General features: G+C 73.8%; 25 protein-coding genes. 18 read left to right on the top strand and 7 right to left on the bottom strand.

The window, feature by feature from the left end; all coding sequences use genetic code 11:
- Nucleotides 1-58: 58 nt before the first annotated feature.
- From NFX44_RS17265 to NFX44_RS17240, 6 genes are all read left to right on the top strand, one after another.
- Entirely contained in the window at nucleotides 59-616 is a 558-nt protein-coding gene (locus NFX44_RS17265) for a Na+/H+ antiporter subunit E (RefSeq protein WP_262284595.1), read from the top strand.
- Nucleotides 613-876, top strand: a complete 264-nt coding sequence (locus tag NFX44_RS17260; protein ID WP_151462720.1) for a monovalent cation/H+ antiporter complex subunit F — start codon at nucleotides 613-615, stop codon at nucleotides 874-876. The genes NFX44_RS17265 and NFX44_RS17260 overlap by 4 nt, the downstream gene beginning before the upstream one ends.
- Nucleotides 876-1,202, top strand: a complete 327-nt coding sequence (gene mnhG / locus NFX44_RS17255; RefSeq protein WP_262284567.1) for a monovalent cation/H(+) antiporter subunit G — start codon at nucleotides 876-878, stop codon at nucleotides 1,200-1,202. Before NFX44_RS17260 ends, mnhG begins: the two co-directional genes overlap by 1 nt.
- Nucleotides 1,203-1,363: 161 nt before the next feature.
- Nucleotides 1,364-2,719: a hemolysin family protein gene (locus tag NFX44_RS17250; protein WP_262284566.1), complete on the top strand. Its 1,356-nt coding sequence runs from the start codon at nucleotides 1,364-1,366 to the stop codon at nucleotides 2,717-2,719.
- Nucleotides 2,716-3,780: a hemolysin family protein gene (locus NFX44_RS17245; protein WP_262284565.1), complete on the top strand. Its 1,065-nt coding sequence runs from the start codon at nucleotides 2,716-2,718 to the stop codon at nucleotides 3,778-3,780. The genes NFX44_RS17250 and NFX44_RS17245 overlap by 4 nt, the downstream gene beginning before the upstream one ends.
- Nucleotides 3,781-3,884: 104 nt before the next feature.
- Nucleotides 3,885-4,811 carry a sporulation protein gene (locus NFX44_RS17240; RefSeq protein WP_262284564.1) on the top strand — a complete coding sequence of 309 codons (927 nt, stop codon included), beginning with the start codon at nucleotides 3,885-3,887 and terminating at the stop codon, nucleotides 4,809-4,811.
- A 51-nt stretch (nucleotides 4,812-4,862) separates the two neighbouring features.
- Here the strand turns inward: NFX44_RS17240 and leuE are convergent, their stop codons facing one another.
- Together leuE and NFX44_RS17230 are read right to left on the bottom strand one after the other, a co-directional pair.
- Nucleotides 4,863-5,531 (bottom strand): leucine efflux protein LeuE, encoded by a 669-nt coding sequence (leuE, locus tag NFX44_RS17235; RefSeq protein WP_262284563.1) that lies wholly within the window; start codon nucleotides 5,529-5,531, stop codon nucleotides 4,863-4,865.
- Nucleotides 5,528-6,775, bottom strand: coding sequence for a bifunctional pyridoxamine 5'-phosphate oxidase family protein/GNAT family N-acetyltransferase (locus NFX44_RS17230; RefSeq protein WP_262284562.1), 1,248 nt, complete (start codon nucleotides 6,773-6,775; stop codon nucleotides 5,528-5,530). The genes leuE and NFX44_RS17230 overlap by 4 nt, the downstream gene beginning before the upstream one ends.
- A gap of 38 nt (nucleotides 6,776-6,813) precedes the next feature.
- Here NFX44_RS17230 and NFX44_RS17225 point away from each other — a divergent pair, with 38 nt between their 5' ends.
- Nucleotides 6,814-8,151 (top strand): aminotransferase class I/II-fold pyridoxal phosphate-dependent enzyme, encoded by a 1,338-nt coding sequence (locus NFX44_RS17225; protein ID WP_262284561.1) that lies wholly within the window; start codon nucleotides 6,814-6,816, stop codon nucleotides 8,149-8,151.
- Nucleotides 8,152-8,372: 221 nt separating this feature from the next.
- The gene (locus NFX44_RS17220; protein ID WP_262284560.1) at nucleotides 8,373-9,071 is read left to right on the top strand and encodes a UdgX family uracil-DNA binding protein; all 699 of its coding nucleotides are present in this window, start codon (nucleotides 8,373-8,375) and stop codon (nucleotides 9,069-9,071) included.
- A gap of 56 nt (nucleotides 9,072-9,127) precedes the next feature.
- Here NFX44_RS17220 and NFX44_RS17215 read toward each other — a convergent pair whose 3' ends face one another.
- The gene (locus NFX44_RS17215; RefSeq protein WP_262284559.1) at nucleotides 9,128-9,781 is read right to left on the bottom strand and encodes a 4a-hydroxytetrahydrobiopterin dehydratase; all 654 of its coding nucleotides are present in this window, start codon (nucleotides 9,779-9,781) and stop codon (nucleotides 9,128-9,130) included.
- Nucleotides 9,782-9,875: 94 nt separating this feature from the next.
- Here NFX44_RS17215 and NFX44_RS17210 point away from each other — a divergent pair, with 94 nt between their 5' ends.
- The 8 genes from NFX44_RS17210 to rny all read left to right on the top strand — a co-directional run bounded on the left by NFX44_RS17210 (nucleotide 9,876) and on the right by rny (nucleotide 18,547).
- Entirely contained in the window at nucleotides 9,876-10,598 is a 723-nt protein-coding gene (locus tag NFX44_RS17210; RefSeq protein ID WP_262284558.1) for a GNAT family N-acetyltransferase, read from the top strand.
- A 50-nt stretch (nucleotides 10,599-10,648) separates the two neighbouring features.
- A complete protein-coding gene (locus tag NFX44_RS17205; RefSeq protein WP_262284557.1) occupies nucleotides 10,649-11,791 on the top strand; it encodes an acyl-CoA dehydrogenase family protein in 1,143 nt (380 codons plus the stop codon).
- A 69-nt stretch (nucleotides 11,792-11,860) separates the two neighbouring features.
- Nucleotides 11,861-13,204 (top strand): MFS transporter, encoded by a 1,344-nt coding sequence (locus NFX44_RS17200; RefSeq protein WP_262284556.1) that lies wholly within the window; start codon nucleotides 11,861-11,863, stop codon nucleotides 13,202-13,204.
- 3 nt (nucleotides 13,205-13,207) lie between these two features.
- Entirely contained in the window at nucleotides 13,208-13,408 is a 201-nt protein-coding gene (locus NFX44_RS17195; protein ID WP_262284555.1) for a DUF3046 domain-containing protein, read from the top strand.
- 184 nt (nucleotides 13,409-13,592) lie between these two features.
- Nucleotides 13,593-14,639 (top strand): recombinase RecA, encoded by a 1,047-nt coding sequence (gene recA / locus NFX44_RS17190; RefSeq protein ID WP_262284554.1) that lies wholly within the window; start codon nucleotides 13,593-13,595, stop codon nucleotides 14,637-14,639.
- Between the two features lie 14 nt (nucleotides 14,640-14,653).
- The gene (locus NFX44_RS17185; protein ID WP_262284553.1) at nucleotides 14,654-15,352 is read left to right on the top strand and encodes a regulatory protein RecX; all 699 of its coding nucleotides are present in this window, start codon (nucleotides 14,654-14,656) and stop codon (nucleotides 15,350-15,352) included.
- A gap of 48 nt (nucleotides 15,353-15,400) precedes the next feature.
- Nucleotides 15,401-16,105, top strand: coding sequence for a 3-keto-5-aminohexanoate cleavage protein (locus tag NFX44_RS17180; protein ID WP_262284552.1), 705 nt, complete (start codon nucleotides 15,401-15,403; stop codon nucleotides 16,103-16,105).
- A 675-nt stretch (nucleotides 16,106-16,780) separates the two neighbouring features.
- Entirely contained in the window at nucleotides 16,781-18,547 is a 1,767-nt protein-coding gene (gene rny / locus NFX44_RS17175) for a ribonuclease Y (protein ID WP_262284551.1), read from the top strand.
- A gap of 75 nt (nucleotides 18,548-18,622) precedes the next feature.
- Here rny and NFX44_RS17170 read toward each other — a convergent pair whose 3' ends face one another.
- From NFX44_RS17170 to NFX44_RS17155, 4 genes are all read right to left on the bottom strand, one after another.
- A complete protein-coding gene (locus tag NFX44_RS17170; protein ID WP_262284550.1) occupies nucleotides 18,623-19,510 on the bottom strand; it encodes an amino acid ABC transporter permease in 888 nt (295 codons plus the stop codon).
- Nucleotides 19,510-20,184 carry an amino acid ABC transporter permease gene (locus NFX44_RS17165; RefSeq protein WP_262284549.1) on the bottom strand — a complete coding sequence of 225 codons (675 nt, stop codon included), beginning with the start codon at nucleotides 20,182-20,184 and terminating at the stop codon, nucleotides 19,510-19,512. Before NFX44_RS17165 ends, NFX44_RS17170 begins: the two co-directional genes overlap by 1 nt.
- A gap of 79 nt (nucleotides 20,185-20,263) precedes the next feature.
- Nucleotides 20,264-21,130 (bottom strand): glutamate ABC transporter substrate-binding protein, encoded by an 867-nt coding sequence (locus tag NFX44_RS17160; protein WP_262284548.1) that lies wholly within the window; start codon nucleotides 21,128-21,130, stop codon nucleotides 20,264-20,266.
- Nucleotides 21,131-21,186: 56 nt separating this feature from the next.
- Complete coding sequence (locus tag NFX44_RS17155; RefSeq protein WP_315974601.1) at nucleotides 21,187-21,942, bottom strand: amino acid ABC transporter ATP-binding protein; 756 nt, start codon at nucleotides 21,940-21,942, stop codon at nucleotides 21,187-21,189.
- Nucleotides 21,943-22,140: 198 nt separating this feature from the next.
- Here NFX44_RS17155 and selD point away from each other — a divergent pair, with 198 nt between their 5' ends.
- Entirely contained in the window at nucleotides 22,141-23,130 is a 990-nt protein-coding gene (gene selD, locus NFX44_RS17150) for a selenide, water dikinase SelD (protein WP_262284547.1), read from the top strand.
- Nucleotides 23,131-23,367: 237 nt separating this feature from the next.
- Complete coding sequence (locus tag NFX44_RS17145; RefSeq protein WP_262284546.1) at nucleotides 23,368-23,847, top strand: hypothetical protein; 480 nt, start codon at nucleotides 23,368-23,370, stop codon at nucleotides 23,845-23,847.
- Nucleotides 23,848-23,895 lie beyond the last annotated feature (48 nt).

Raw genomic sequence — 23,895 nt, 5'->3', positions numbered from 1 at the left:
GGAACCGCCCGGCGGCGCGCCACCGGGCGGATCGGCGCCCGACGCCCCCGCGCGCGCCGTGGGCCGGGGCGGGCGGCGGCGCGACCAGGCCATCGCGCTCGGCTGGCTGGTCACCATCTGGGTGCTGCTCTGGGGCGACCTGTCCTGGGGCAACGTGCTCGCCGGCCTGGTGCTCGGCGTCGCCGTGCTGCTCTTCTTCCCGCTCCCGCCGGTCACCTTCGGCGGGCGGCTGCGTCCCGGCGCCCTGCTGGTCCTCGCGGTGACCTTCGCCGGCGAACTGGTCACCGCGAGCCTCCACGTCGCCGCCGTGGCGGTGCGTCCCGGCTACCGCCCGCGCGGAGCGGTCATCGCGGTGCCGCTGCGGGTCCGCACCGACCTCAACCTGGCGCTCACCGCCGAGGTGATCTCGCTGGTGCCGGGGACCCTGATCCTCGAGGTGGACCGCGACCGCGGGGTGCTCTACGTGCACGTGCTCGACGTCCGCGGCCCGGAGGACCTGACCGCCGGCCGGGAGCGCACCCTCGCCGTCGAACGGCGCATCGTCCGCGCCGTGGGCTCCCCCGCCGAGGTACGCCAGCTCGATCTCGAACCCGTCGATCGGAGGGACCACCCGTGACCGCGCTCCTCGCCCTCGCGCTGACCGTGCTGCTCTCGGTCACCGCGCTGCTCGCCCTGGCCCGGATCTACCGGGGCCCGTCCCTGCTCGACCGGGTCGTGGCCGCCGACCTGCTGCTCTCCACCATGCTCGGCGCGGTCGGCGCGGAGGCGGCGGTGAACGGGCACGCCACCACGCTGCCCGTGCTCGTGGTGCTGTCCCTGCTCGGCTTCGTCGGGTCGGTGTCCCTGGTGCGGTTCGCGGTCCGGGAGGAGGTGTGATGCTGATCGCCGACTGGCTCGGCGGCTTCTGCCTGCTGGCCGGGGCGCTGCTCAGCCTGGTCGCCGGGATCGGGGTGCTGCGCTTCCCGGACGTGCTGGCCCGGATGCACGCCGCCACCAAGCCGCAGGTGCTCGGCGTGCTGCTGCTCCTCATCGGCCTCGCCCTGCGCCTGCGTACGCCGTCGGACCTCGGCATGATCGCGCTGGTGGCGGTCTTCCAGCTGGCCACGGCGCCGGTCGCCGCGCAGATGATCGGGCGGGCGGCCTACCGTTCGGGGCGGATCGACCGGGAACTGCTGGACGTCGACGAGCTGTCCGGCCGGTGAACCGGACAGCGGGGAGGCTTCCGGCACCCTCAGCGAACGCCCAGCCGCCGTCGATAAAATGGCGGCATGATCGACTCCTCTGCCCAGGAGGGCAGCAGTAGCCAGCCGGGTCGTGCCCGGCAACCTCTGGACCCGACGGCCCCGGGAGCCCTGACCCTCCCGTGCTGATCCTCGTCGGACTCGTCCTCATCATCGTGCTCACCGCCGCCACCGGTTACTTCGTGGCCCAGGAGTTCGGTTACGTCGCCGTGGACCGGGGCAAGCTCAAGCAGCTCGCCGACGGTGGCGACGCCGCCGCCGCCCGGGCCCTGGAGGTGACCGGCCGGCTCTCGTTCATGCTCTCCGGCGCCCAGCTCGGCATCACCGTGACCGCCCTGCTGGTCGGTTACGCCGCCCAGCCGTACCTGGGCGCCGGGCTGGCCGACCTGCTCGGCCTGGCCGGCGTCTCCGACGCCGTGGCGCTGCCGCTGTCGGTGGCGCTCGCCCTGCTCATCGCCACCGTCGTGCAGATGGTCCTCGGTGAGCTGGCCCCCAAGAACCTGGCGATCGCCCGTGCCGTGCCGCTCGCCCGGGCACTTTCCCGGTCCACCCTCATGTACCTGCGGATCGCCGGACCGGTGATCACCCTCTTCGACCGCGCCGCCGTGCGGCTGCTCCGCCGCGTCGGCATCGAGCCGATCGAGGAGCTGCCCAGCGGCGCCACCCCGGAGGACCTGGAGCAGATCATCGCCGAGTCCCGCGAGGAGGGGCACCTCGACGCCGAGATGTCCGACCTGCTCGACCGAGGGCTCGACTTCCGGGAGCTCACCGCCGGGGAGGCCATGGTCCCCCGGGTCGACGTGCACACCGTACGGGCCGACGAGCCGGTCAGCCGGGTCGTCGAGCTGCTCGACACCGGCCACTCCCGGTTCCCGGTGCGCGGCGCCGAGGGCGTCGACGACCTGATCGGCGTGATCGGCATCGCCGACGTCCTCGGGGTGCCGCCGGCCGAGCGGGCGAGCACCCGGGTGGCCACGGTGGCCGTACCCCCGTTGCTGGTGCCGGAGACGCTCCCGCTGCCGACGGTGCTGGACCGGCTCCGGGTCGGGCACCGCCAGCTCGCCTGCGTGGTCGACGAGTACGGCGGCTTCGCGGGTGTGATCACGCTGGAGGACATCGCCGAGGAGCTGGTCGGGCCGATCCGCGACGAGGACGACCCGCCGGAGCGGGCTCCCGCCCGGCAGGAGGACGGCTCCTGGGTGGTGCCGGCCCGCTGGCGGATCGACGAGGTGGCCGACAGCACCGGCATCGCGCTGCCCGAGGCGCCCGAGTACGACACGCTCTCCGGCCTGGTCATGCGCGAGCTGGGCCGGGTGCCCGAGGTCGGCGACCGGTTGGAGATCGCGCTCGCCGTCGACGGCGACGAGCCGGACACCGAGCCCCGCGCCCTGGTCGAGGTGCTCGCCGTGGACCGGCACGTGGCCGACTCCGTCCGGCTGCGGACCACCGCGGGCGCGCACGGGGAGGAGGCCGCATGAGCCCCGGGTTCGCGCTCTTCTTCTCGGTGGTGCTGCTGGCGCTCAACGGCTTCTTCGTGGCGGCCGAGTTCGCGCTGGTCGCGGCCAAGCGGTACCGGCTGGAGCAGTCGGCGGCCGGCGGCGGCCGGGCGGCCCGCGCGGCGCTGGACGGCGTCCGCGAGCTGAGCCTCATGCTGGCCGGCGCCCAGCTCGGCATCACCCTGTGCACCCTGGGTCTCGGCGCGCTGGCCGAGCCGGCCATCGAGCACCTGCTCAGCCCGCTGCTGCACGCGGTCGGGCTGCCGGACGCGGTCGGTCACCTGGTCGGGCTGCTGTTCGCCCTGGCCCTGGTGACGTTCCTGCACCTGGTGGTGGGCGAGATGGCCCCGAAGTCCTGGGCGATCACCGACGCGGAGCGTTCGGCCATGCTGCTGGCGCTGCCGTTCCGGGCCTTCGCCCGGGTCGCCCGCCCGGTGCTGTCCGCGCTCAACGCGCTGGCCAACGCCGTGCTGCGGCTCGTCGGCGTCCGGCAGCAGGACCAGCTCGCCATGGTGCACGGCCCGGACGAGCTGCGCATCCTGCTGGAGCAGTCCCGCGAGCACGGGCTGCTCGGCGCCGAGCAGCACCAGATGCTGACCAGCATGCTGGAGTTGCAGGGCACCACCGTGGCGCAGGTGATGGAGCCGTTCGACCGGATCGTCACGGTCCGCCGGGACGACGCCGCCGAGCGGATCGAGCAGGTCTCCCGCGACAGCGGCAGGTCCCGGCTCGCCGTGGTCGACACCGGCGGCGAGGTCTGCGGCCTGGTCCACGTCCGCGAGGCGGTCCGGGCGGTCACCACCGGCCGGTCGGCGACCGCCGAGGAGCTGATGACCCCGGCGTTCACCCTGCCCGGCGAGGCGTCGGTCACCGAGGCGGTGGCGGCCATGCGGGGCCGGCAGGCCCAGCTGGCGCTGGTCCGCAACGGCGGCGGACCGACCCGGCCGATCGGCTTCGTCGCGCTGGAGGACCTTCTCGAGGAGGTCATCGGCGAGTTCGACGACGAGACCGACCCGGTGCCGCGCGGCCGCCGGATGCGCTGACACGCGGTTTCCTCGGGTGCGCCCGTCGTCGCTCCGGCGACAGCGGGCGCACCCGGATCGGCGCGGCGGGCGCATGGGGGAGCGGGCAGCGGGAAACCGGCGGCATGCGGCTGACCGGGGTGTCGTCGGAGTCCGTGTGGACCGGGCTGTCGGTGACCACCACGCTGCCCAACCCGAGCACCCGCCCCGGCCTGCGCCTGCCCGGCCGGGTGATGCTGACCGCCGGCGGCGCCGACGTCGCCGTCCGGCACATCCGGCTGGGGCTGATCGCGCAGGTCGAGCCGGAGGACCCGGAGGCGCCCCGCCGGCTCCTCCAGTACCACCAGGTGCCGATCGCCGGCCGGTTCGTGGTGCCGGCCGGGCGGCGGCGGGCGGTCGACTTCGCGATGCCGCTGCCCTGGGAGACCCCGGTGACCATGTTCGGCGGGGTGCCGCTGATGAGCCTGCGCACCGGGCTGCGTACCGAGGTGTCCGTCGACCCGGACCTGGACCAGGGCGCCATGGTGCCGGTCCTCGTCTATCCGCTTCCCACCCAGCAGCACATCCTCGCCGCGCTGGACACCCTCGGCTTCGTCATGCGGCAGGCCGGCCTCCAGCACGGGCGGCTGCCCGGGGTGGACCAGACGCTGCCGCTGCACGAGCGGCTGGGGTTCTGGGTGGCCCCGCTCTACGCCGGGCCGATCACCGAACTGGAGGTGATCTTCGTGACCAACGCGGCGGGGCTGGAGGTGCTGCTCTGGATGGACCGCCGGCTGTCCCTGGCCGGGGTGACCCACCAGAGCATCAGCCGGTTCCGGATCTGGCACGCGGGCGCCGACCGGCGGGACTGGGTGGCCACCGTCGACGGGTGGCTGCGGCGCGCCATCGACCGGCACGCGGCGGCCGCCGCCCCCGCCGGCTGGTCCGCCACGGTCCGCGAGTCCGCGCACGTGAGCCGCCGGCCCGACGAGCCCGTCGCCCCCGGCTACGGCCTGGGCGGCACGGCCGGCGGCGCGGGCGTCGGCGGCGGCGGAGCCGGCGACGGCACCTGACCGCGGCCGCGCGTCCGGCCCCGATCCGCGACGGCAGCCGGGGCCTTCGCCTCAGACCGAGGCGGTGGCGAGCTTCAGGCTGAAGCCGAGGAAGAGCACGGCGATGGCCGTGGTGCCGGTCGCCGCGAGCCGCCGCCGGCGGTGGAACTGGGCGGCCAGGAAGGTGCCGGTGAGGATCAGCGCGGTCAGGTAGAGCGCGCTGGTCACCTGCGCGATCAGCCCGAGCAGTAGGAACGACAGCGCCGGCCAGGCGTAGCCCGGGTCGACGAACTGGATGAAGAACGAGATGAAGAAGAGGATCGCCTTCGGGTTGAGCAGGCTGATCACCAGCGCCCGCCGGAACGGGTCACGCACCGCCGCCGGCTCCGCCGCGTCGATGAGCCGCGGCGCGGTGGGGTCGTTGCGGTCGCGCCAGCGCCGCCAGGCGCCGCGCAGCATGGTCAACCCCAACCACCCGAGGTACGCGGCGCCGGCGTACTTGACCACGAGGAAGAGCGCCGGGTACGCCCGGAGCAGCGACGCCACCCCGGCGGCGGAGAGGATCATCAGCACCGAGTCGCCGACGAACACGCCCCCGGCGGCCCGGTAGCCGGCCGCCACCCCGCGTCGCGCCGCCGTGGACAGCACGAAGAGCGAGTTCGGCCCGGGCAGCAGCACGATCGCCACGGTGCCCAGCACGTACGTCCCGATGTCGGTGATCCCCAGCACGCCGGTCATCATGACGCCACGGGTGCCGCCCGGCGAAGCCGTTCCCGCAGCGTGGCCTGTGCGTTCGGCCACTCCGAGTCGAGCATCGAGTAGAGCGCGGACTCCCGCCAGGTGCCGTCGGCGCGCCGCCGGTTGGACCGCAGCGTCCCCTCCCGGACGGCGCCGAGCCGTTCGATGGCCCGCTGCGAGCGCTCGTTGAGCGAGCTGGTCTGCCAGGTCACCCGGACGGCGTCCAGCTCGTCGAAGGCACGGGTGAGCAGCAGCAGCTTGGCCTCGGTGTTGATCCCGGTGCGCCACCAGGGCCGGCCGAGCTGGGTGTAGCCGATCTCCACGGTCCGCAGCTCCTCGTCGGGCTGGTAGTAGGAGGTGGTGCCGACCACCGCGCCGGTCACCGCGCAGCGCTGCACCCAGGGCATGCGCACCCCGCGCCGGTGGGCGTCCAGCCCGGACCGGACGTAGGCCGCCATCTCCTCGACGCCGCCCGGGCGCGGGCTGCCGACGTACCGCCAGACCTCCTCGTCGTCGAGGGCGGCGTACAGCTCCTCGGCGTGGGACTCGTCGAGCGGCTCCAGCACCACGTGCTCGCCGCGCAGCACCACCGGCTCCAGCCAGGGCGAGGGCGCCGGCCGCAGGTACGCCGGCACCGGCGCGGTCACCCCGGCGTCCGGCTCGGGCAGGCCCCGGGTGACCCGCAGCGGCACCACGCCGGCCCAGTACGGCAGGTCGTAGTCGGCGGGCTCGTCGCTCACCCCGGCGGCCCGGATCCGGACCGACACCTCGCGCAGCGGCAGCGCCAGCACGGCCGTCTCGGCCAGCTCCCGGCGGGTCGGCGGCCGGCTGTCGGCGCTGCGGCCCGCGCCGAGCTTCTCCACCAGCGCGGTGAGCACCCGGACCTTCTCCTGCTCGTCGGTGACCAGCCGGGCGGTGCCGTGCGCCACCACGGACCGGTAGTTGGCGCTGTGGTGGAACTGGGAGCGGCCGAAGACCAGCCCGTCGAGGTGGGTGACCGCGACGCAGACCGGGAGCCCGTCCCCGTCGCGGGCGGCGAGCAGTGGCCGGCTGCCGGTGGAGCCGTGCACGTAGAGGGTGTCGTCGACCCGCACGACAAGGGTGGGCAGGACGCGCGGCTCGCCGTTCACGGTGAACCCGAGCGCGCAGTGGTAGGCCTCGTCGATGAGGGCGTGGACGGTCTCCCGGTCGTAGTGCATCCGGTCCCGATAGCGGCTGGCCGTGGTGCGTCCGGTCGGGGGGTACATGCGACATCCCACCTTCGTGCTAGTACAATCTCCGAACTGTGGCAGCACGTTATCAGATCAGCGGCTCGTCCTCGGCGGCGATTTCGGCGAGCGTGGAAACCGGCATCCGGGCCGGTGACCTCGCCCCGGGCGACGCCCTGCCCGCCGTCCGCGCCCTCGCCCTCGAGCTGGGCGTCAGTCCGGCCACCGTGGCGAAGGCGTACCAGGAGCTGCGGCAGCGCGGCCTGGTCGTCACCGCCGGCCGGCACGGCACCCGGGTCCGCCCCCGCCCGCCGGTGGCCAGCCGCCGCTCGGCGCTGATGCCCCCGCCGCTGCCCGGCGGCCGCAACCTCTCCGCCGGCGAGCCCGACAGCCGGCTGCTGCCGCCGCTCGGCCCGCACCTGGCCGCGCTCGCCGCCGAGCTCGGGATCCCCAACGGGTACGCGGCGGCCGCCGTCCTGCCCGAGCTGGGCGCCGCCGCCCGGGACCGGCTCGCCGCCGACGGGGTGCCGGCCGACGACCTCACCGTCACCGGCGGCGCGCTCGACGGCATCGAACGCCTGCTCGCCGCCCACCTGCGCCCCGGCGACGCGGTCGCCGTCGAGGACCCGGGCTGGGCCAACCTGCTCGACCTGCTCGCCGCGCTCGGGCTGCGCGCCATCGGGGTGCCGGTGGACGACGACGGCCCCACCGCGCCGGGGGTCGCGGCCGCGCTGGCCGCCGGCGCCCGCGCGCTGATCGTCACCAGCCGCGCCCAGAACCCCACCGGCGCCGCCGTCTCCGCCGGCCGGGCCGCCGAGCTGCGGACGCTCCTCGCCGGCCGCACCGACCTGCTGCTGATCGAGGACGACCACGCCGCCGAGCTGGCCCGCGTACCCCTGCACCCCCTCGCCGGGGCGACCCCGACGTGGGCCTTCGTCCGGTCGGTGAGCAAGCCCTACGGCCCCGACCTGCGGCTCGCGGTGCTGGCCGGCGACGACGCCACGGTGGCGCGGGTCGCCGGCCGGGCCCGGGTCGGCGCCGGCTGGGTCTCCACCGTGCTGCAGCGCCTGGTCCTGGCGCTGTGGCGCGACCCGGCCACCGCCGACCTGGTGGGCCGCGCGGCGGAGAGCTACGACCGGCGGCGCGACGGACTGGTCGACGCCCTCGCGGCGCGCGGGCTCGCCGCCCACGGGCGGACCGGCATCAACGTGTGGGTGCCGGTGCCGGACGAGACCGTCGCGGTCACCGCCCTGCGGGACGCCGGCTGGTCGGTGGCCCCCGGCGCGCTGAACCGGATCGCCGCCGCCCCCGGCGTGCGGATCACCGTCAGCCGGCTCGACGAGGCCGATCTCGGCCCGCTCGCCGACGCGGTGGCCCGGGCCGTCCGGCCGGCGGCCACCGGCTTCACCGCCTGAGCCGCGGCATGGCCGGGCCTCCCGCGGGTAACCGCGGCCGGGAGGTGGATGTCATGGCTTCGAACAGGTCCCGGACCGGACTCTGGATCGGCGTGGCGGTGGTGGTGATCATTCTGGTGATCATCGCGATCGCGCTGGCCTCGCGCGGCGGTGGCGGCGGCTCCGGGTACTGACGCGGGCGCGACCGGGCGTCGATGCCGAAACCGGTATATAAAGCTGGCATGGCCGAGACCGAGAACGCCCCCGGTGCGCAGGAGTTCATCCCGCCGCAGGCGGACACCATCGACGAGCTGCGGGCCGCCGCGACCGGCTGCCGGGGCTGCGAGCTCTACCGGAACGCCTCGCAGACCGTGTTCGGCCGCGGCGACGAGAGCGCCCGGGTGGTGCTCGTCGGCGAGCAGCCCGGCGACATGGAGGACCAGAAGGGCCTACCGTTCGTCGGCCCGGCCGGCCGGCTGCTGCGCAAGGCCGTGGACGACGCCGGCATCGACCCCGGCCACATCTACCTCACCAACGCCGTCAAGCACTTCCGCTTCGAACTGCGCGGCAAGCGGCGCATTCACCAGACGCCCGACCGGGTGCACATCACCGCCTGCCGGCCGTGGCTGGTCGCCGAGTTCGCCCGGCTGCACCCGGAGATCGTGGTGGTGCTCGGCGCCACCGCCGCCAAGGCCCTCCTCGGCCCAACCTTCCGGGTCACGAAGCAACGCGGCGAACTGCTGCCCTGGCCGGCCGCCGCCCAGCACCCCGAGGACTTCACCCGGGTCCCGGTGGACAGCGCCGGTGCCGTCGCCGACGCACCGGAGACCCGGCTGCTGGCCACCATCCACCCCTCCGCGGTGCTGCGCGCCGACAACCACGACGTCGCGTACGACGGGCTCGTCGCGGACCTCAAGGTCGCCGCCCGCGCGCTGCGGTGACGGGAGGGGCCCTTCCTGACGGGCCCCGGCTCCCTTCGCGCACCTCGGGCGGCGGCTCAGTCGCGGCCCTGTGACGTGCAGAGGCAGACGCGGTTGCCGTCGGGGTCGGCGAGCACCCAGAAGTGCGGCGCCGCCTCGTCGCTCACCAGCGTCCCCCCGGCGGCGAGCGCGGCCTCGATGCGCGGCCGCACCTCCGCCGGGTCCACCCACACGTCCGGGTGCCAGCGCTGGCGGGGCTCCTCGCGTCCGGACTCCTGGAACCACACCGTGGGCAGCGCGCCGGCCGGATCGCGCACCTCGTCACCCGCCCCCGGACCATCCCGGTGCGCCACCGCCAGCACCGCCTGCCAGAACGGCAGCACGGCGGCGGAATCCGGGCTGTCCAGGGCGAGTTCGAGCCGGGCCACGCCGGTGTACGCCGGCGCCAGGCCGGCCTCGGCGGCGAGCGCGGAGATGGCCCGGGCCAGCCGGATGTCGCGGTCGCTGACCCCGCCCACGTCGTGCGACCAGAGCCGCACGTCCACATGGGTGTAACGCAGGTCCAGGTCGGGATGGTGGTCCCGCCGCTCGGCCTCGGCGCCGATGGCGTCCACGAGCGACAGTCCGGCGGCGAAGTCCGGCGTGCGGATGCGGGTGTGCAGCGCACCGAGCAGGTAGGTCCACCCGTCCAGGGCGGCGTCGGCGATCTGCGCTCCGGTCAGCGTGCTCATCCCGCCATGCTCGCTTACTCCGGGGTTGTGGACCAGCACCACGGCGGCGGAATGGACCTGCGCGGCGGGCGGCGCGGGCCGTAGCGTCGGCGGCATGACCGCCACCACCGCCGACCTCGACCTGTCCGTGCGCAACGCCGCCGCCCTCTGGACGGCCCTGGCCGACGCGCGGGGACACACGCTGCTGCACCGGCCCGGCTTCCTCGCGGTGCTCGGCGACGACCGCGCTGGGCTGCGGATCCTGCTGCGCGACCCGGACCCGGCCCCGGACGACCGGGCCGCGCTGGCCGACCTGGTCCGCCGGCGCACCGGCCCGGTCACCGTCGAGGACCAGTACGCCTCGGTGGACCTCACCGACCTCGGCCTCACCCCGCGCAGCATGCCGGTGATGGTCCGCCGCCCGGCGGCGCTGCCCGACCCGTCCCTGCCGGTGACCCCGGTCGAGCGCCCCGACCAGCTCGACACCGCCGAGGACGTGGTGGTGCGCGGCTTCCCCCTGGACCACTTCCGGCCGCGCCGCCCCGGCGAGGCGTTCCCGGCCGGCCTGCTGGCCCGCCCCGAGGTGCGGTTCTTCCTGGTCCACGCAGGCGGCGCGCCCGCCGGCGCCTGCCTGACCGTCCAAGACGAGGGCGTCGGCCTCTACTGGATGACCAGCCTGCCGGAGCACCGCTCCCGGGGCGTGGGGCGGGCCCTGCTGCGCGGCGTCCTCGGCCGGCTCGGCGACGTGCCGATGACGCTCACGGCGGCCCGCGCCGGCCGTCCGCTCTACGACTCGCTCGGCTTCGTCCCGGTCACCGACGCCACCTGGTGGGGCTGAGCGCGGATCACCTCTGGGCAGCGGGGGCGGGCGGTGCCAGACTGGCCGCCATGGAGCAGCATCTCTACGAGCCCGTCCACCAGGAGTTCCGGGACCTGTGCCGGCAGTTCCTCGCCCGCGAGGCCGTCCCGCACCACGAGCGCTGGGAGGCCGACGGGATCGTCGACCGCGAGGTGTGGCGCAGGGCGGGCGCGGCCGGGCTGCTCGGCATGGACGTGGACCCCGAGCACGGTGGCGGCGGGCAGCGCGACTTCCGGTTCAACGCGGTGCTCGACGAGGAGATCGTGGCGTCCGGCTGCAGCGGCCTGGGCTTCGGGCTGCACAACGACGTGGTGGCCCCGTACCTGACCGAGCTGACCACCGACGACCAGCGCAAGCGCTGGCTCCCGGGCTTCTGCTCCGGCGACCTGGTCACCGCCATCGCGATGAGCGAGCCGGGTGCGGGCAGCGACCTGGCCGGCATCCGCACGAGCGCGGTCCGCGACGGCGACAGCTGGGTGCTCAACGGGCAGAAGACGTTCATCACCAACGGCGAGCTGGCCGACCTCGTGGTGGTGGTCGCCAAGACCGCCCCCGACCAGGGCGCGCACGGGGTGAGCCTGATCGTGGTGGAGACCGGCACGCCCGGCTTCGCCCGGGGCCGGCGGCTGGCCAAGGTCGGCCTGAAGGCCAACGACACGGCCGAGCTGTTCTTCGACGACTGCCGGGTGCCGGCGGAGAACCTGGTCGGCACCGAGAACCACGGCTTCTACCACCTGATGGCCAACCTGCCCCGGGAGCGGCTGAGCATCGCGGTCGCCGCGGTGGCCGCCGCGGAGAAGCTGCTCGCGCTCACCCTCGACTACGCCCGCTCCCGGGAGGCGTTCGGCCGGCCGATCGGGCGGTTCCAGCACAACCGGTTCCTCCTGGCCGAGCTGGACACCGAGGTCACCATCGCGCGGACGTTCGTCAACCACTGCGTGGCCGAGTACAACGCCGGTCGGCTCTCGGTGACCGACGCGGCGAAGGCCAAATGGTGGACCACCGAGCTGCAGAACCGGGTGGCCGACCGCTGCGTGCAGCTGCACGGCGGCTACGGCTTCATGGCGGAGTACCCGGTGGCGAAGGCCTGGCTGGACAGCCGGGTGCAGACCATCTACGGCGGCACCACCGAGATCATGAAGGAGATCATCGGTCGAGGGCTCGGCCTGTAGCGAAACCGGGTGCCCCCGACCGGGTCGGGTGCGGGAGGATGGTCACCCCTTACCCCAGGAGCATCCGCCATGGCCACCGACCTGACCGCGCCGGCACCGAGCCGGCTCGACGTCGCCCCGATCCAGCGGCGCACCGTCCGGCTGCTCTTCCTCACCCAGATCATCGGCGGCATCGGCGTCACCATCGGCATCTCGGTCGGTGCGCTGCTCGCCGCCCGGGTCGCCGGCACCGCCCTGGCCGGGGTGGCGCAGAGCGCCGGGGTGGTCGGTGCCGCACTGCTCGCCGTGCCGGTCACCCGGATCATGGCGGCCCGGGGGCGCCGGCCGGGGCTGGTCACCGCGTACCTGGTCGGGGCGGTCGGTGGTGTGCTCGTGGTGGTCTCCACCGTGGTGCACCTGGTGCCGCTGCTCTTCGTCGGCATGCTGCTCTTCGGCGGCGGGACCGCGGCCAACCTCCAGGCCCGCTACACGGCCGTGGACCTGGCCGAGCCGGCCCGCCGGGGGCGCCAGCTCTCGCTGGTCGTCTGGGCCACCACCATCGGCGCGGTGGCCGCGCCGAACTTCGCCGCGCTCGCCGACGCCACCACCCGCGGCTGGGGCCTGCCGGCGCTGGCCGGCCCGTTCGCCTTCAGCGCCGCCGCGTTCGTGCTGGCCGCCGTCGTACTGGCCGTGCTGCTCCGGCCGGACCCGCTGCTCACCGCGCGCCGGCTGGCGGCGGCCGGAGCCCCGGCCGACCCGGTCGCCGCGCCGGGTGGGACCGCCCGGCGCCCCGCGGGCATGGTCGGGGCCTGGCGCACGGTACGCGGGCGGCCCGCCGCCCGCCTCGGCATCGCCGCCGTGGCCGTGGGCCACCTCGTGATGGTCGCCGTGATGTCGATGACCCCGGTACGCCTCGGCGAGTCGCACTCCGACGCGGACGTGCTCCGGGTGGTCGGCATCGTGCTCAGCCTGCACATCGCCGGCATGTACGCGTTCTCCCCGCTGGTCGGCTGGCTCACCGACCGGCTGGGCCGGCGCCCGGTGATCCTCGGCGGGGTGGCCCTGTTGCTGGCCGCCTGCGCGGTCGCCGGCACCGCCGGGCACCACACCCCGTTGCTCTCGGTGGGTCTGGCCCTGCTCGGGCTGGGCTGGTCGGGCACCATGGTGGCCGGCTCGACCCTGTTGTCGGAGTCGGTGCCCACCGCCGACCGGCCGGGCGTGCAGGGGCTGTCCGACCTGGTCATGGGGCTGGCCGGGGCGGGTGCGGCGGCGGCGAGCGGGTTTGTCATGCGGGCCGTGGGTTATCCGACCCTGACCCTGCTGGCGGCGATCGCGGTGGTGCCGCTGGTGGCGCTAGCGTTGCGTCCGGCGCCCGTCGGGGCGGCGGACGAACTCGGGCGTCCTTCGGACGAGGTGCCCGACAAGGAGGAGTGACACGTGCGGCTGACCGACTTCTGGGCGCGACTGGCGGAGGCGTTCGGGCCGGGCTACGCGGCCAGCATCGCCAGCGACCAGGTGCTGTCCCAGCTCGGCGGGCGGACCATCGAGCAGGCCCTGGCGGCGGGGATGGAGACGCACGTGGTGTGGCGCGCGGTCGTCGCCGCGTATCCCGACCGGGTACCCGCGCGACTACGCTGAGCAGTCTTTTCGCCGGTTCCGCGTGTCGCTTGTCGAGTCGTACACCTGTTCGGCTATTGTCCACAGCGGGGTGCTCGTCCACAGCTCGCGGCCCGTCGGCTGGTTTTCTGTCGGACCCAGCGCCTAGCGTGTCCGCGTGACGCGAAGCTCAGGAAAGACGCCGGCGAAGGCAGGGGTGGCAACGATGGCGGCAGGGCCCGACCGGGAGAAGGCACTCGACCTTGCTCTCGCTCAGATCGACAAGCAGTTCGGCAAGGGTTCGGTGATGCGGCTGGGGGAGCGGCCGGTCATCCAGACCTCGGTGATCCCCACCGGCTCGATCGCGCTCGACGTGGCGCTCGGCGTGGGCGGTCTGCCCCGCGGCCGGGTCGTCGAGATCTACGGTCCCGAGTCCAGCGGTAAGACCACGGTCGCCCTGCACGCGGTGGCCAACGCCCAGCGGGCCGGCGGCATCGCCGCCTTCATCGACGCCGAGCACGCGCTCGACCCGGACTACGCGAAGGCCCTCGGCGTCGACACCGACGCCCTGCTGGTCTCCCAGCCGGACACCGGCGAGCAGGCGCTGGAGATCACCGACATGCTGGTCCGCTCCGGCGCGATCGACATCGTCGTGATCGACTCGGTGGCCGCCCTGGTGCCGCGCGCCGAGATCGAGGGCGAGATGGGCGACAGCCACGTGGGTCTGCAGGCCCGGCTGATGAGCCAGGCGCTGCGGAAGATCACGGGTGTGCTCAACAACACCGGCACCACGGCGATCTTCATCAACCAGCTCCGCGAGAAGATCGGCGTGATGTTCGGCAGCCCGGAGACCACGACCGGTGGCCGCGCGCTGAAGTTCTACGCCTCGGTCCGGCTCGACGTGCGCCGCATCGAGAGCCTCAAGGACGGCACCGACGTGGTCGGCAACCGCACCCGCGTCAAGGTCGTGAAGAACAAGGTCGCCGCGCCGTTCAAGCAGGCCGAGTTCGACATCATGTACGGCAAGGGCATCTCCCGCGAGGGCTCGCTGATCGACGTCGGCGTGGAGCAGGCGATCATCCGCAAGTCCGGCGCCTGGTACACGTACGACGGCGACCAGCTCGGCCAGGGCAAGGAGAAGGCCCGCGAGTTCCTCCGGGAGAACCCGGACGTGGCGGCCGAGATCGAGAAGAAGATCCTGGAGAAGCTCGGTGTCGGCACCGGCGCGGGCGACGCCGCCGGCGGCCCGGAGCTGCCGCCGGTCGACTTCTGATCCCCGGCTGACCCGTGGCAGGACGACGCGCCCGTACGGGGCGGGGCTGGGACGCCAGCCCGCCCCGCACGGGTGACGCCACCACTCCACCCCGGCCGCGCCGTGGCCGCCGGGGCCGGGCCGAGGAGCCCGATGCCGAGGCGACCCCCGCGCCGCCCCGCGACGAGGCCGAGGTGGCCCGGGAGATCTGCCTCCGGCAGCTCGCGGTCCGGCCGCGCACCCGTGCCGAGCTGGCCGGCGCCCTGGCGAAGCGGGGCATCTCCGAGGAGGTCGCCGACCAGGTCCTCGACCGCTACGACGAGGTCGGCATCGTCGACGACGCTGCCTTCGCCCGCGCCTGGGTGAGCAGCCGCCACAACGGCCGCGGGCTGGCCCGCCGGGCGCTCGCCAACGAGCTGCGCCAGCGCGGCGTCGACGGCGAGGTGGCCAGCGAGGCCCTCGACGAGCTGGACGAGGAGACCGAGGCGGAGACCGCCCGCGCCCTGGTGGACCGGAAGCTGCGCGCGACCCGGGGTGAGCCCGACGCGGTGTTCCGCCGCCTGGTCGGCATGCTGGCCCGCAAGGGCTACCCGGCCGGCGTGGCCATCCGGGCGGTCAAGGACGCGCTGGCCGCGCAGAGCGCCGAGGCGGCCGAGTTCGCCGAGCACATCGACGCCGACGCCCTGGCCGACGCCGAGCACGACCTTGACCCCGCCTCCCGCCCCCTCGACTGACCCCGGCCGGGACGACGTCCGGATCCACTCCTGAGGAAGGTGCGCGGCGTGTTGAAGGCGTGTCTGAACGGCGGGCGCCGGCGGCCGGAGCATCCGGCGGTGCCGGTGACGCCCGACGAGCTGGCGGCCGACGCGGTCAGGTGCGCGGCGGCGGGAGCCGCGGCCGTGCACGTGCACCCGCGCGGCGCCGACGGCGCCGAGTCGCTCGACCCGGCCGTGATCGCGGCGGCGGTCACCGCGATCCGGGCCGCCCGGCCCGGCCTGCCCGTCGGGGTGAGCACCGGCGCCTGGATCGTCCCCGAGCCGGCCGACCGGGTCGCCGCCGTACGCGCCTGGACGGTGCTGCCCGACTTCGCCTCCGTCAACGCCCACGAACCGGGCGCGGCGGCCGTCGCGGCCGCCCTTCATGAGCGGGGTGTGATGGTCGAGGCCGGCCTCTGGACGGTGGCGGCGGTCGACGCGTGGCGTCGCTGGCCGGCGCCGACCGGGCGGGTCCTCGTCGAGTGCCTGGCCGAACCGGTCGACGTGGCCCTCGCCGACGCCGACGCCATCCTGGCCGCGCTGCCCGCCGACCGCCCGCCCGTGCTGCTGCACGGCGAGGGGCCGGCGACCTGGCCCGTGTTCGCCGTGGCCGTCCGCCGTGGCCTGGACACCCGGATCGGCCTGGAGGACACCCTGGTCCTGCCGGACGGCGGCGTGGCACCCGACAACCTGGCGTTGGTGACGGCGGCCCGCACCCTCGGCGCGACCTGAGCCCGGCGCCGGCGCCGAGCCGGGCTGTGAAACGCGAGTCACTCCTGCGCGAAGTTGTGGCGCGCCGGAGCTGGTGACAGGTCACCTCGCGCGGCGCCACGAGAGGGGCCGGGTGGCGGCCCTGAGCAGGCCGGGAACGCCACCGGGGCGGTCGCGACGGGCGAGGTTTGTCCGGCCGTGTCCGGCATCTGGACAGCGCTGAGTGACGCGCCAACTTCTCTCCGTCCGGGTGGTTTGATCATGAGTTCTTGACCGAACGGCCCCTGGAGACCTAGCCTCGCCATACAGGCTCACTTTGCCCGACCAGCGCAGGCTAAGCGCACAACATAGATCGCGTAACAGAACAGCATCACTTTGGCCAGCTTCACCGGCCCTTGACGGCAGCTCCGGACGGTTCGGTCCGGGGCCGACCGACAACTGCAACCGGCCGCCGGCGATGCCCCGAAGGGGACACCGCCGACGGAAAGCTATCCACAGCCAGCCGCTCCGGTCGGGCGTCCAGAGCCGCAGGTGCGTGCCGTCCGCACGCCGCCTGCGGTGCCGACGTTCAGGGGAGGCGGCCATGGCGGGGCGGCACAGGTTCACCGGCGGTCTTCCGGACGCGACCGGCCGCTCCTCGCCGGGCGGCTGCCCGGTCCGGTTCGGAGCGGGCGTCCGCCCGCTCGGAGCGGCCGCATGAGCGCCTTCGACGTCGTCATCCTGGCGGTGGTGCTGCTGCTCGTCGTGGTGGTGGTCGGCGCCGTCCTGTTCGGCGTGCGCACCATGCGCCGGCTCAGTCTCGCGCCCGCCCCCGAGGATCCGGCCTTCATCGCCGAGAAGGACCGCCAGGAGCAGTCTCTGGCGGCCCTGCGCAACGCCGCCGACGAGGCGAACAGCACCATCGACGTGGCCAAGTCGGCCGCCGCCGCGGCCCGCACCGAGGCGGCCGCCGCCAAGGCCGAGGCGAAGGCGGCCCGCGCCGAGGCCCGGCGGGTGCTCGACGACGCCCGGGCCGAGGCCGACACCGTGCTGGAGCGGGCGCACAAGCAGGCCGAGGCGGACGCCGACCAGCTCCGCGCCGCCGCCCGCCGCAGCGGCGAACGGGAGGTGGCGGTGCTCGCCGCGACCACCCGGGAACAGGCCGCGGAGGTCGAGCGGCGGGCCGCCCGGATGGACGAGCGGGAACGGCTGCACACCGAGGAGGTGGAGCGGCTCGCCGAGCGGGAGCGGCAGCTCACCGCCGCCAGCGCCGCGCTCGCCGCACGGGAGGCCGCCCTGGTGGAGCGCGAGCAGGCGCTCACCGAGGCCGAGGAGCAGCGCCGCCGCGAGCTGGAGCGGGTGGCCGGCCTGACCGCCGACGCGGCCCGGGCCGAGCTGGTCGAGTCGATCGAGGGGCAGGCCAAGCGGGAGGCCGCGCTGCTGGTCCGCGAGATCGAGGCCGACGCGCGCGGCACCGCCGAGCAGCGGGCCCGGCACATCGTGGTCGACGCCATCCAGCGGGTGGCCAGCGAGCAGACCGCCGAGAGCGTGGTCAGCGTCCTGCACCTGCCCGGGGACGAGATGAAGGGCCGGATCATCGGCCGGGAGGGGCGCAACATCCGCGCCTTCGAGTCGGTCACCGGGGTCAACCTGATCATCGACGACACCCCCGAGGCGGTCCTGCTCTCCTGCTTCGATCCGGTACGCCGGGAGGTCGGCCGGCTCACGCTGGAGAAGCTGGTGCTCGACGGCCGGATCCACCCCCACCGGATCGAGGAGGTCTACGACCTGGCCCGGCACGAGGTGGAGGAACTCTGCCACCGGGCCGCCGAGGACGCCCTGGTCGAGGTCGGCATCACCGAGATCCACCCGGAGCTGGTCACCCTGCTCGGCCGGCTGCGCTACCGGACGTCGTACGGGCAGAACGTGCTCAAGCACCTCGTCGAGACCGCGCACATCGCCGGGATCATGGCCGCCGAGCTGCGGCTGGACGTGCCGACCATCAAGCGCTGCGCGTTCCTGCACGACATCGGCAAGGCGCTCACCCACGAGGTGGAGGGCAGCCACGCCATCATCGGCGCCGACCTGGCCCGCAAGTACGGGGAGAGCGAGGACGTGGTGCACGCCATCGAGGCGCACCACAACGAGGTGCCCCCGCAGACCATCGAGGCGGTGCTCACCCAGGCCTCGGACGCGTGCTCGGGCGGGCGGCCGGGAGCGCGGCGGGAGAGCCTGGAGGCGTACGTCAAGCGGCTGGAGCGGATCGAGGAGATCGCGGCCGGCAAGCTCGGCGTCGACAAGGTCTTCGCCATGCAGGCCGGCCGGGAGATCCGGGTGATGGTCAAGCCCGAGGACGTCGACGACATCGGCGCGGCCGTCCTGGCCCGGGACGTGGCCAAGCAGATCGAGGAGGAGCTGACCTATCCCGGTCAGATCCGGGTGACCGTGGTCCGCGAGTCCCGGGTGACTGAGATCGCCCGCTGACCGGGTCCGGCGTCACGACGAAGCCCTGCCACCTCCGCGAGGTGGCAGGGCTTCGACGTGTGGACGGGAGGGCGGTCAGCCCTGCGGCTCCGCCACGGTGGCGCCGCCGGCCGGGGTCGAGTCCGGCGCCGCGGTCTGCCTCGGGATCCGGAAGCCCCGCCGCCGGGTACGCCGGTCCAGCCAGCCGGCCAGCGCGGTGAGCAGTGAGTTGATGAGGATGTAGATGGTGGCCGCCACCATCGCGGCGGCGACGACGTTGCCGTAGTTGGCCGAGAGGTCGTTGACGCCCCGCTGCAGCAGCTCGGGGAAGGCCACGATGTAGCCCAGCGCGGTGTCCTTGAGCAGCACGACGAGCTGGCTGACGATCACCGGCAGCATGGCCCGGGCGGCCTGCGGCACCAGGATCAGCCGCATGACCTGGCCCTTGCGCATGCCCACGGCGTAGCCGGCCTCGGACTGGCCACCCGGGATGGAGCGGATGCCGGCGCGGAACGCCTCGGCCAGCACCGACCCGTTGTAGAGGGTGAGGCCCACGACCACCGCCCAGAACGCCGAGACCGGCCCCTGGATGAGGAACGGCACGCCGTAGAAGATGAAGAAGATCATCAGCAGCAACGGCACGGCCCGGAAGAACTCCACCACCACGCCGGCCGGGATCCGAAGCCACCAGTGGTCGGAGAGCCGGCCGACCGCGAAGACGATGCCGAAGGCCAGCGAGAGCACCATGCCGGTGGCCGCGGCATACAGCGTCTGCAGCAGCGCCGGCCCGATGAACTCGGTCCAGGTCTTCGGCTCGGTGAAGGGCTTCCACAGCCGGCCCTCCCACTGGCCGGCCTGGTCGAACTTGCTGTAGAGCCACCACAGCAGCGCAAGCAGGGCGACGCCGAAGACGATGCTGAGCACCCGGTTGCGGAGGCGGGCGCGCGGCCCCGGGTGGTCGTAGAGAATGGAGCTGGTGCTCATCAGCGCTTCACCGCCAGTCGGTTGGCCAGCCAGCCGAACAGGTAGCCGGTCGGGATCAGGATCACGGCGAACGTGCCCGCGAAGACCAGGAAGATCGGGATGACGGCGTCGCCGTTGCTGTTGATCAGATCCTTCATGACGCTGGACGACTCCATCAGCCCGATGGTGCCGACGATCGTGGCGTTCTTGCAGAGCGCGATGAGCACGCTGCCCAGCGGGGCCACCACGGCCCGCCCGGCCTGCGGCAGGATCACGATGCGCAGGGTCTGGAAGAAGGTCAGTCCGATCGCGCGGGCCGCCTCCGCCTGACCGGCCGGGACGGTGTTGACGCCGGAGCGGACCGCCTCGCAGACGAACGCGGCGGTGTAGACCGACAGGCCGATCACCCCGAGCCAGTAGTTGTTCAGGTCCAGGTCGTCCGACAGCCGCAGACCGAGCGTGGAGAAGAGGCCGAAGTAGCAGAAGAAGATGATCAGCGTGAGCGGCGTGTTGCGGAAGATGTTGACCCACGCCGCGCCGAGGCCGCGCAGCACCGGCACCGGTGACACCCGGAACGCGGCGAGCAACACGCCGAGCACCAGCGAGAACACGGCCGAGGCGCCGGTGAGCTTGAGAATCCAGAGAAAACCCGACACGTACGCGTCGAAGTTGGTCGGATCATCGAATACGTGCATGCGTCGACTCCCGGGGCACGTCGTCGGCGTCGCGACAGGCCGGGGCCGGCACCCTCACGGATGCCGGCCCCGGAACCGGTCAGACGCTGCCGCAGTTGGTCAGCTTGGTGGTGTCCAGCTCGGGCGCGGCCTTGCCGCTCTTGCCCAGGGTGGCGTCCCAGGCGGCCTTGTAGCTGCCGTCCGCGGCGGCGGACTTGAGGATCTCGTTGACCTTCTCGCAGCCGTCCTTGTCGTCCTTCTTCAGGCCGATGCCGTAGGGCTCGGTGGAGAAGGGCTTGCCGACCACCTTGAACTTGCCGGCGTACTGGGACTGCGCGGCGTAGCCGGCGAGGATGATGTCGTCGGTGGTCACCGCGTCGACCTGGCCGTTCTCCAGCAGCGGCAGGCACTTGGAGTACGAGTCGAACTGCTGGAGCTTCGCCTTCGGGTGGTCCGTCTGGATCCGCTTGGCCGGAGTGGAGCCGGTCACCGAGCAGACCGTCTTCCCGTCCAGCGCCTCCGGCCCGGTGAGGGTGGAGTCGGCCTTGACCAGCAGGTCCTGACCGGCGATGAAGTACGGCCCGGCGAAGTTGACCTTCTGCTTGCGCTCGTCGTTGATCGTGTAGGTCGCCACCACCAGGTCGACGGTGCCCTGCTGGATGAAGGGCTCGCGGTTGGACGACACGGTGGTCTTCCACTCGATGTTGTTCGCGTTGACGCCGAGGCCCTTGGCCACGATCTTGCCGATCTCGATGTCGAAGCCCTCGTACTGGCTGCCGGTCTGCAGGCCCAGGCCCGGCTGGTCGGCCTTCACGCCGATGACCAGCTTCTTCTGGTTCTGCGCCTTGCCGATGATGCCCTTGGCCCCGCTGCTGCCGGAGCCGCCGTCCCCGTCGCCGCCGCAGGCGCTCATGCCGAGCGCCAGGGTCGCCGCCGCGGCGACCGCCGCCACGCGCTTCATACGCATACTCATCTCCTTCTTCGAAAGAGCCGCCGGGGGACGGCGCGCTCCACTACGGACGCTCAGTGCGTGAGGATCTTGGAGAGGAAGTCCTTGGCCCGCTCGCTGCGCGGGTTGGCGAAGAACTCCGCCGGCGGCGCGTCCTCGACGAGCTTGCCGTCGGCCATGAAGATGACCCGGTTGGCCGCGTGCCGGGCGAAGCCCATCTCGTGGGTGACCACGACCATGGTCATGCCGTCGCTGGCCAGCGAGGTCATCACCTCCAGCACCTCGCCGACCATCTCCGGGTCGAGCGCGCTGGTGGGCTCGTCGAAGAGCATCGCCTTGGGCTGCATGGCCAGCGCGCGGGCGATGGCCGCCCGCTGCTGCTGGCCGCCGGAGAGCTGCGCCGGGTACTTGTCCGCCTGGTTGGCGATGCCCACCCGGTCGAGCAGGGCCAGGCCGCGCTCGCGGGCGGCGGCCGGCTTCTCGCGGCGCACCTTCAGCGGGCCGAGGGTGACGTTCTCCAGGATGGTCTTGTGCGCGAAGAGGTTGAACGACTGGAACACCATGCCGACCTCGCTGCGCAGCTTGGCCAGCGCCTTGCCCTCGGCCGGCAGCGGGGTGCCGTCGAAGGTGATGGTGCCCGAGTTGATCGGCTCCAGCCGGTTGATCGCCCGGCAGAGCGTCGACTTGCCGGAGCCGGACGGGCCGATGACCACGACCACCTCGCCCCTGCCGACGGAGAGCGAGACGTCGTCCAGCACGTGCAGCGGGCCGAACCACTTGTTCACCCCGTCCAGCACGATCAGCGGTTCGCCCGTCGTCACGTCGTTCACCGTCCCTGTCGTCCGTACGGAAAAGCGGGGTCGCGAGACCCCTGGTTGGGCCACTGTAGGCGGCGTGATGTGGCAGAACGCAACTCGAATGGTCACGGAGCGGTAACACCGGTCACCGCCGTACCCGTGCGTCCGAATTCCGTCACCGAGCGGGGCGTCCCGGTAGCGGCCGCGCGCGTCAACGGCGATCATGTGGGGATGACAGACGTCCTCCGGCTGACCGATTACGCCCGCGGCGGCGGGTGCGCCTGCAAGATCCCGCCGGGCGAGCTGGAGACGATGGTGGCCGGGCTGGCCCCGGCCGTCGGCGCCGCCGAGCTGCTGGTCGGTCTGGAGCACGGCGACGACGCCGCGGTGGTCCGGCTGGACGAACGCACCGGCCTGGTCAGCACCGCCGACTTCTTCACTCCGGTGGTGGACGACGCCTACGACTGGGGGCGCATCGCCGCCGCCAACGCCCTCTCCGACGTGTACGCCATGGGCGGCACCCCGCTGGTCGCGCTGAACCTGCTCTGCTGGCCCCGGGAGGTGCTGCCGCTGGAGCTGGCCCGGGAGGTGCTGCGCGGCGGTCAGGACGTGGCCCGGGAGGCCGGTTGCCACCTGGCCGGCGGGCACAGCGTGGACGACGACGGCCCGAAGTACGGCCTGGCCGTCACCGGGGTGGTCCGGCCCGAGGAGCTGATCACCCTGGACGCCGGTCGGGCCGGCCTGCCGCTGTCGCTGACCAAGCCGCTCGGCGTGGGAGTGTTGAACACCCGGCACAAGCGCACCGGGGAGCGGTTCCCGGAGGCGGTCGCCTCGATGGCCCGGCTGAACCGGGACGCGGCCCGGGCGGCCGTCGCGGCCGGGATCCGCTGCGGCACCGACGTGACCGGGTTCGGGCTGCTCGGGCACGCCTCGAAGCTGGCCCGGGCCAGCCGGCTCACCGTGGCGATCGACGCGGCCGCGGTGCCCTACCTGCCCGGCGCCCGGGAGGCGTTGCGCGACGGGTTCGTCAGCGGCGGCACCCGGCGCAACCTGGACTGGGTGAGCCCGTGGACCGACTTCGGCGCGGCCGGCGAGGGGGAGCGGCTGCTGCTGGCCGACGCGCAGACCTCGGGTGGGCTGCTGGTGGCGGGCGAGGTGCCGGGCGGCACGGTGGTCGGTGAGCTGCTGCCGCCGAGCGAACACCTGGTCCGGGTGCGCTGAGAGCCGCCGCCCGCAGCCGCGAATCCGTCACCACCCCCGGTGGTTCGCGTCGCGGACGCGGCACCATACCCGATAAACTGTCACCTTCCCGCTACTCTGGGCAAGGTGGCCCAAGGAAATTTTGCCCAGAATGGTCACAGACCGGTAACTTGCGCCCGGCTGAGGTCAAATGCACTCCACCATCGTGAGTAAGGCCCGATCCGGAGGCCAATGGGACGAGCGCAGCGAGGAGGCGGCATGACCGAGCTGTGGAACTGGAGAATCGACGGCGCGGCGCCGGTGGAGGTCTACCCGGCGCTGGCCGAGGCGCTCGGCCGGGTGGTGATGCCCCTCGCCGTCGCCGACCCGGCCCGACTCCCCGCGTACGCGGTGGTGTGCGACGTCTGGGAGGCGCCCGGGGCGTACGGAACCGTGGTCGACTGCTACGGGGTGCCCGAGCGCCTGCCCGAGCTGCCCAGCATCGCGGCGCTGGCCCGGCTGCTGGACCGCAACTGCCTGATGCGCGACGACACCCTCGACGCCGGGCGGCACCTGCTGGTCGCCCCGGACGGCACGATCCGACCGGTGCACTTCGACGTGGTCGAGACCGACGACGGCGAGGTCCTCAGCGGCCAGCGGCTCTGCACCGTGGCGGACCCCCGCTGCCGGGGCTGGTCGCAGTGCCACCGCTCCCGGTGGGCCCCCGACTCGGTCGCCCCGGCCCGCGCCGCCGCCTGACCGGCGGAGGGGGTGGCCCCGGCGCCGGCCCGGCATCCGCCGCGTCAC

The organism is Micromonospora sp. MA102 (assembly GCF_025460765.1).
GTDB lineage: Bacteria > Actinomycetota > Actinomycetes > Mycobacteriales > Micromonosporaceae > Micromonospora > Micromonospora halotolerans.
The sequence above is the reverse complement of the archived record's forward strand: the minus strand, read 5'-3'. Positions and strand labels throughout refer to the sequence as shown.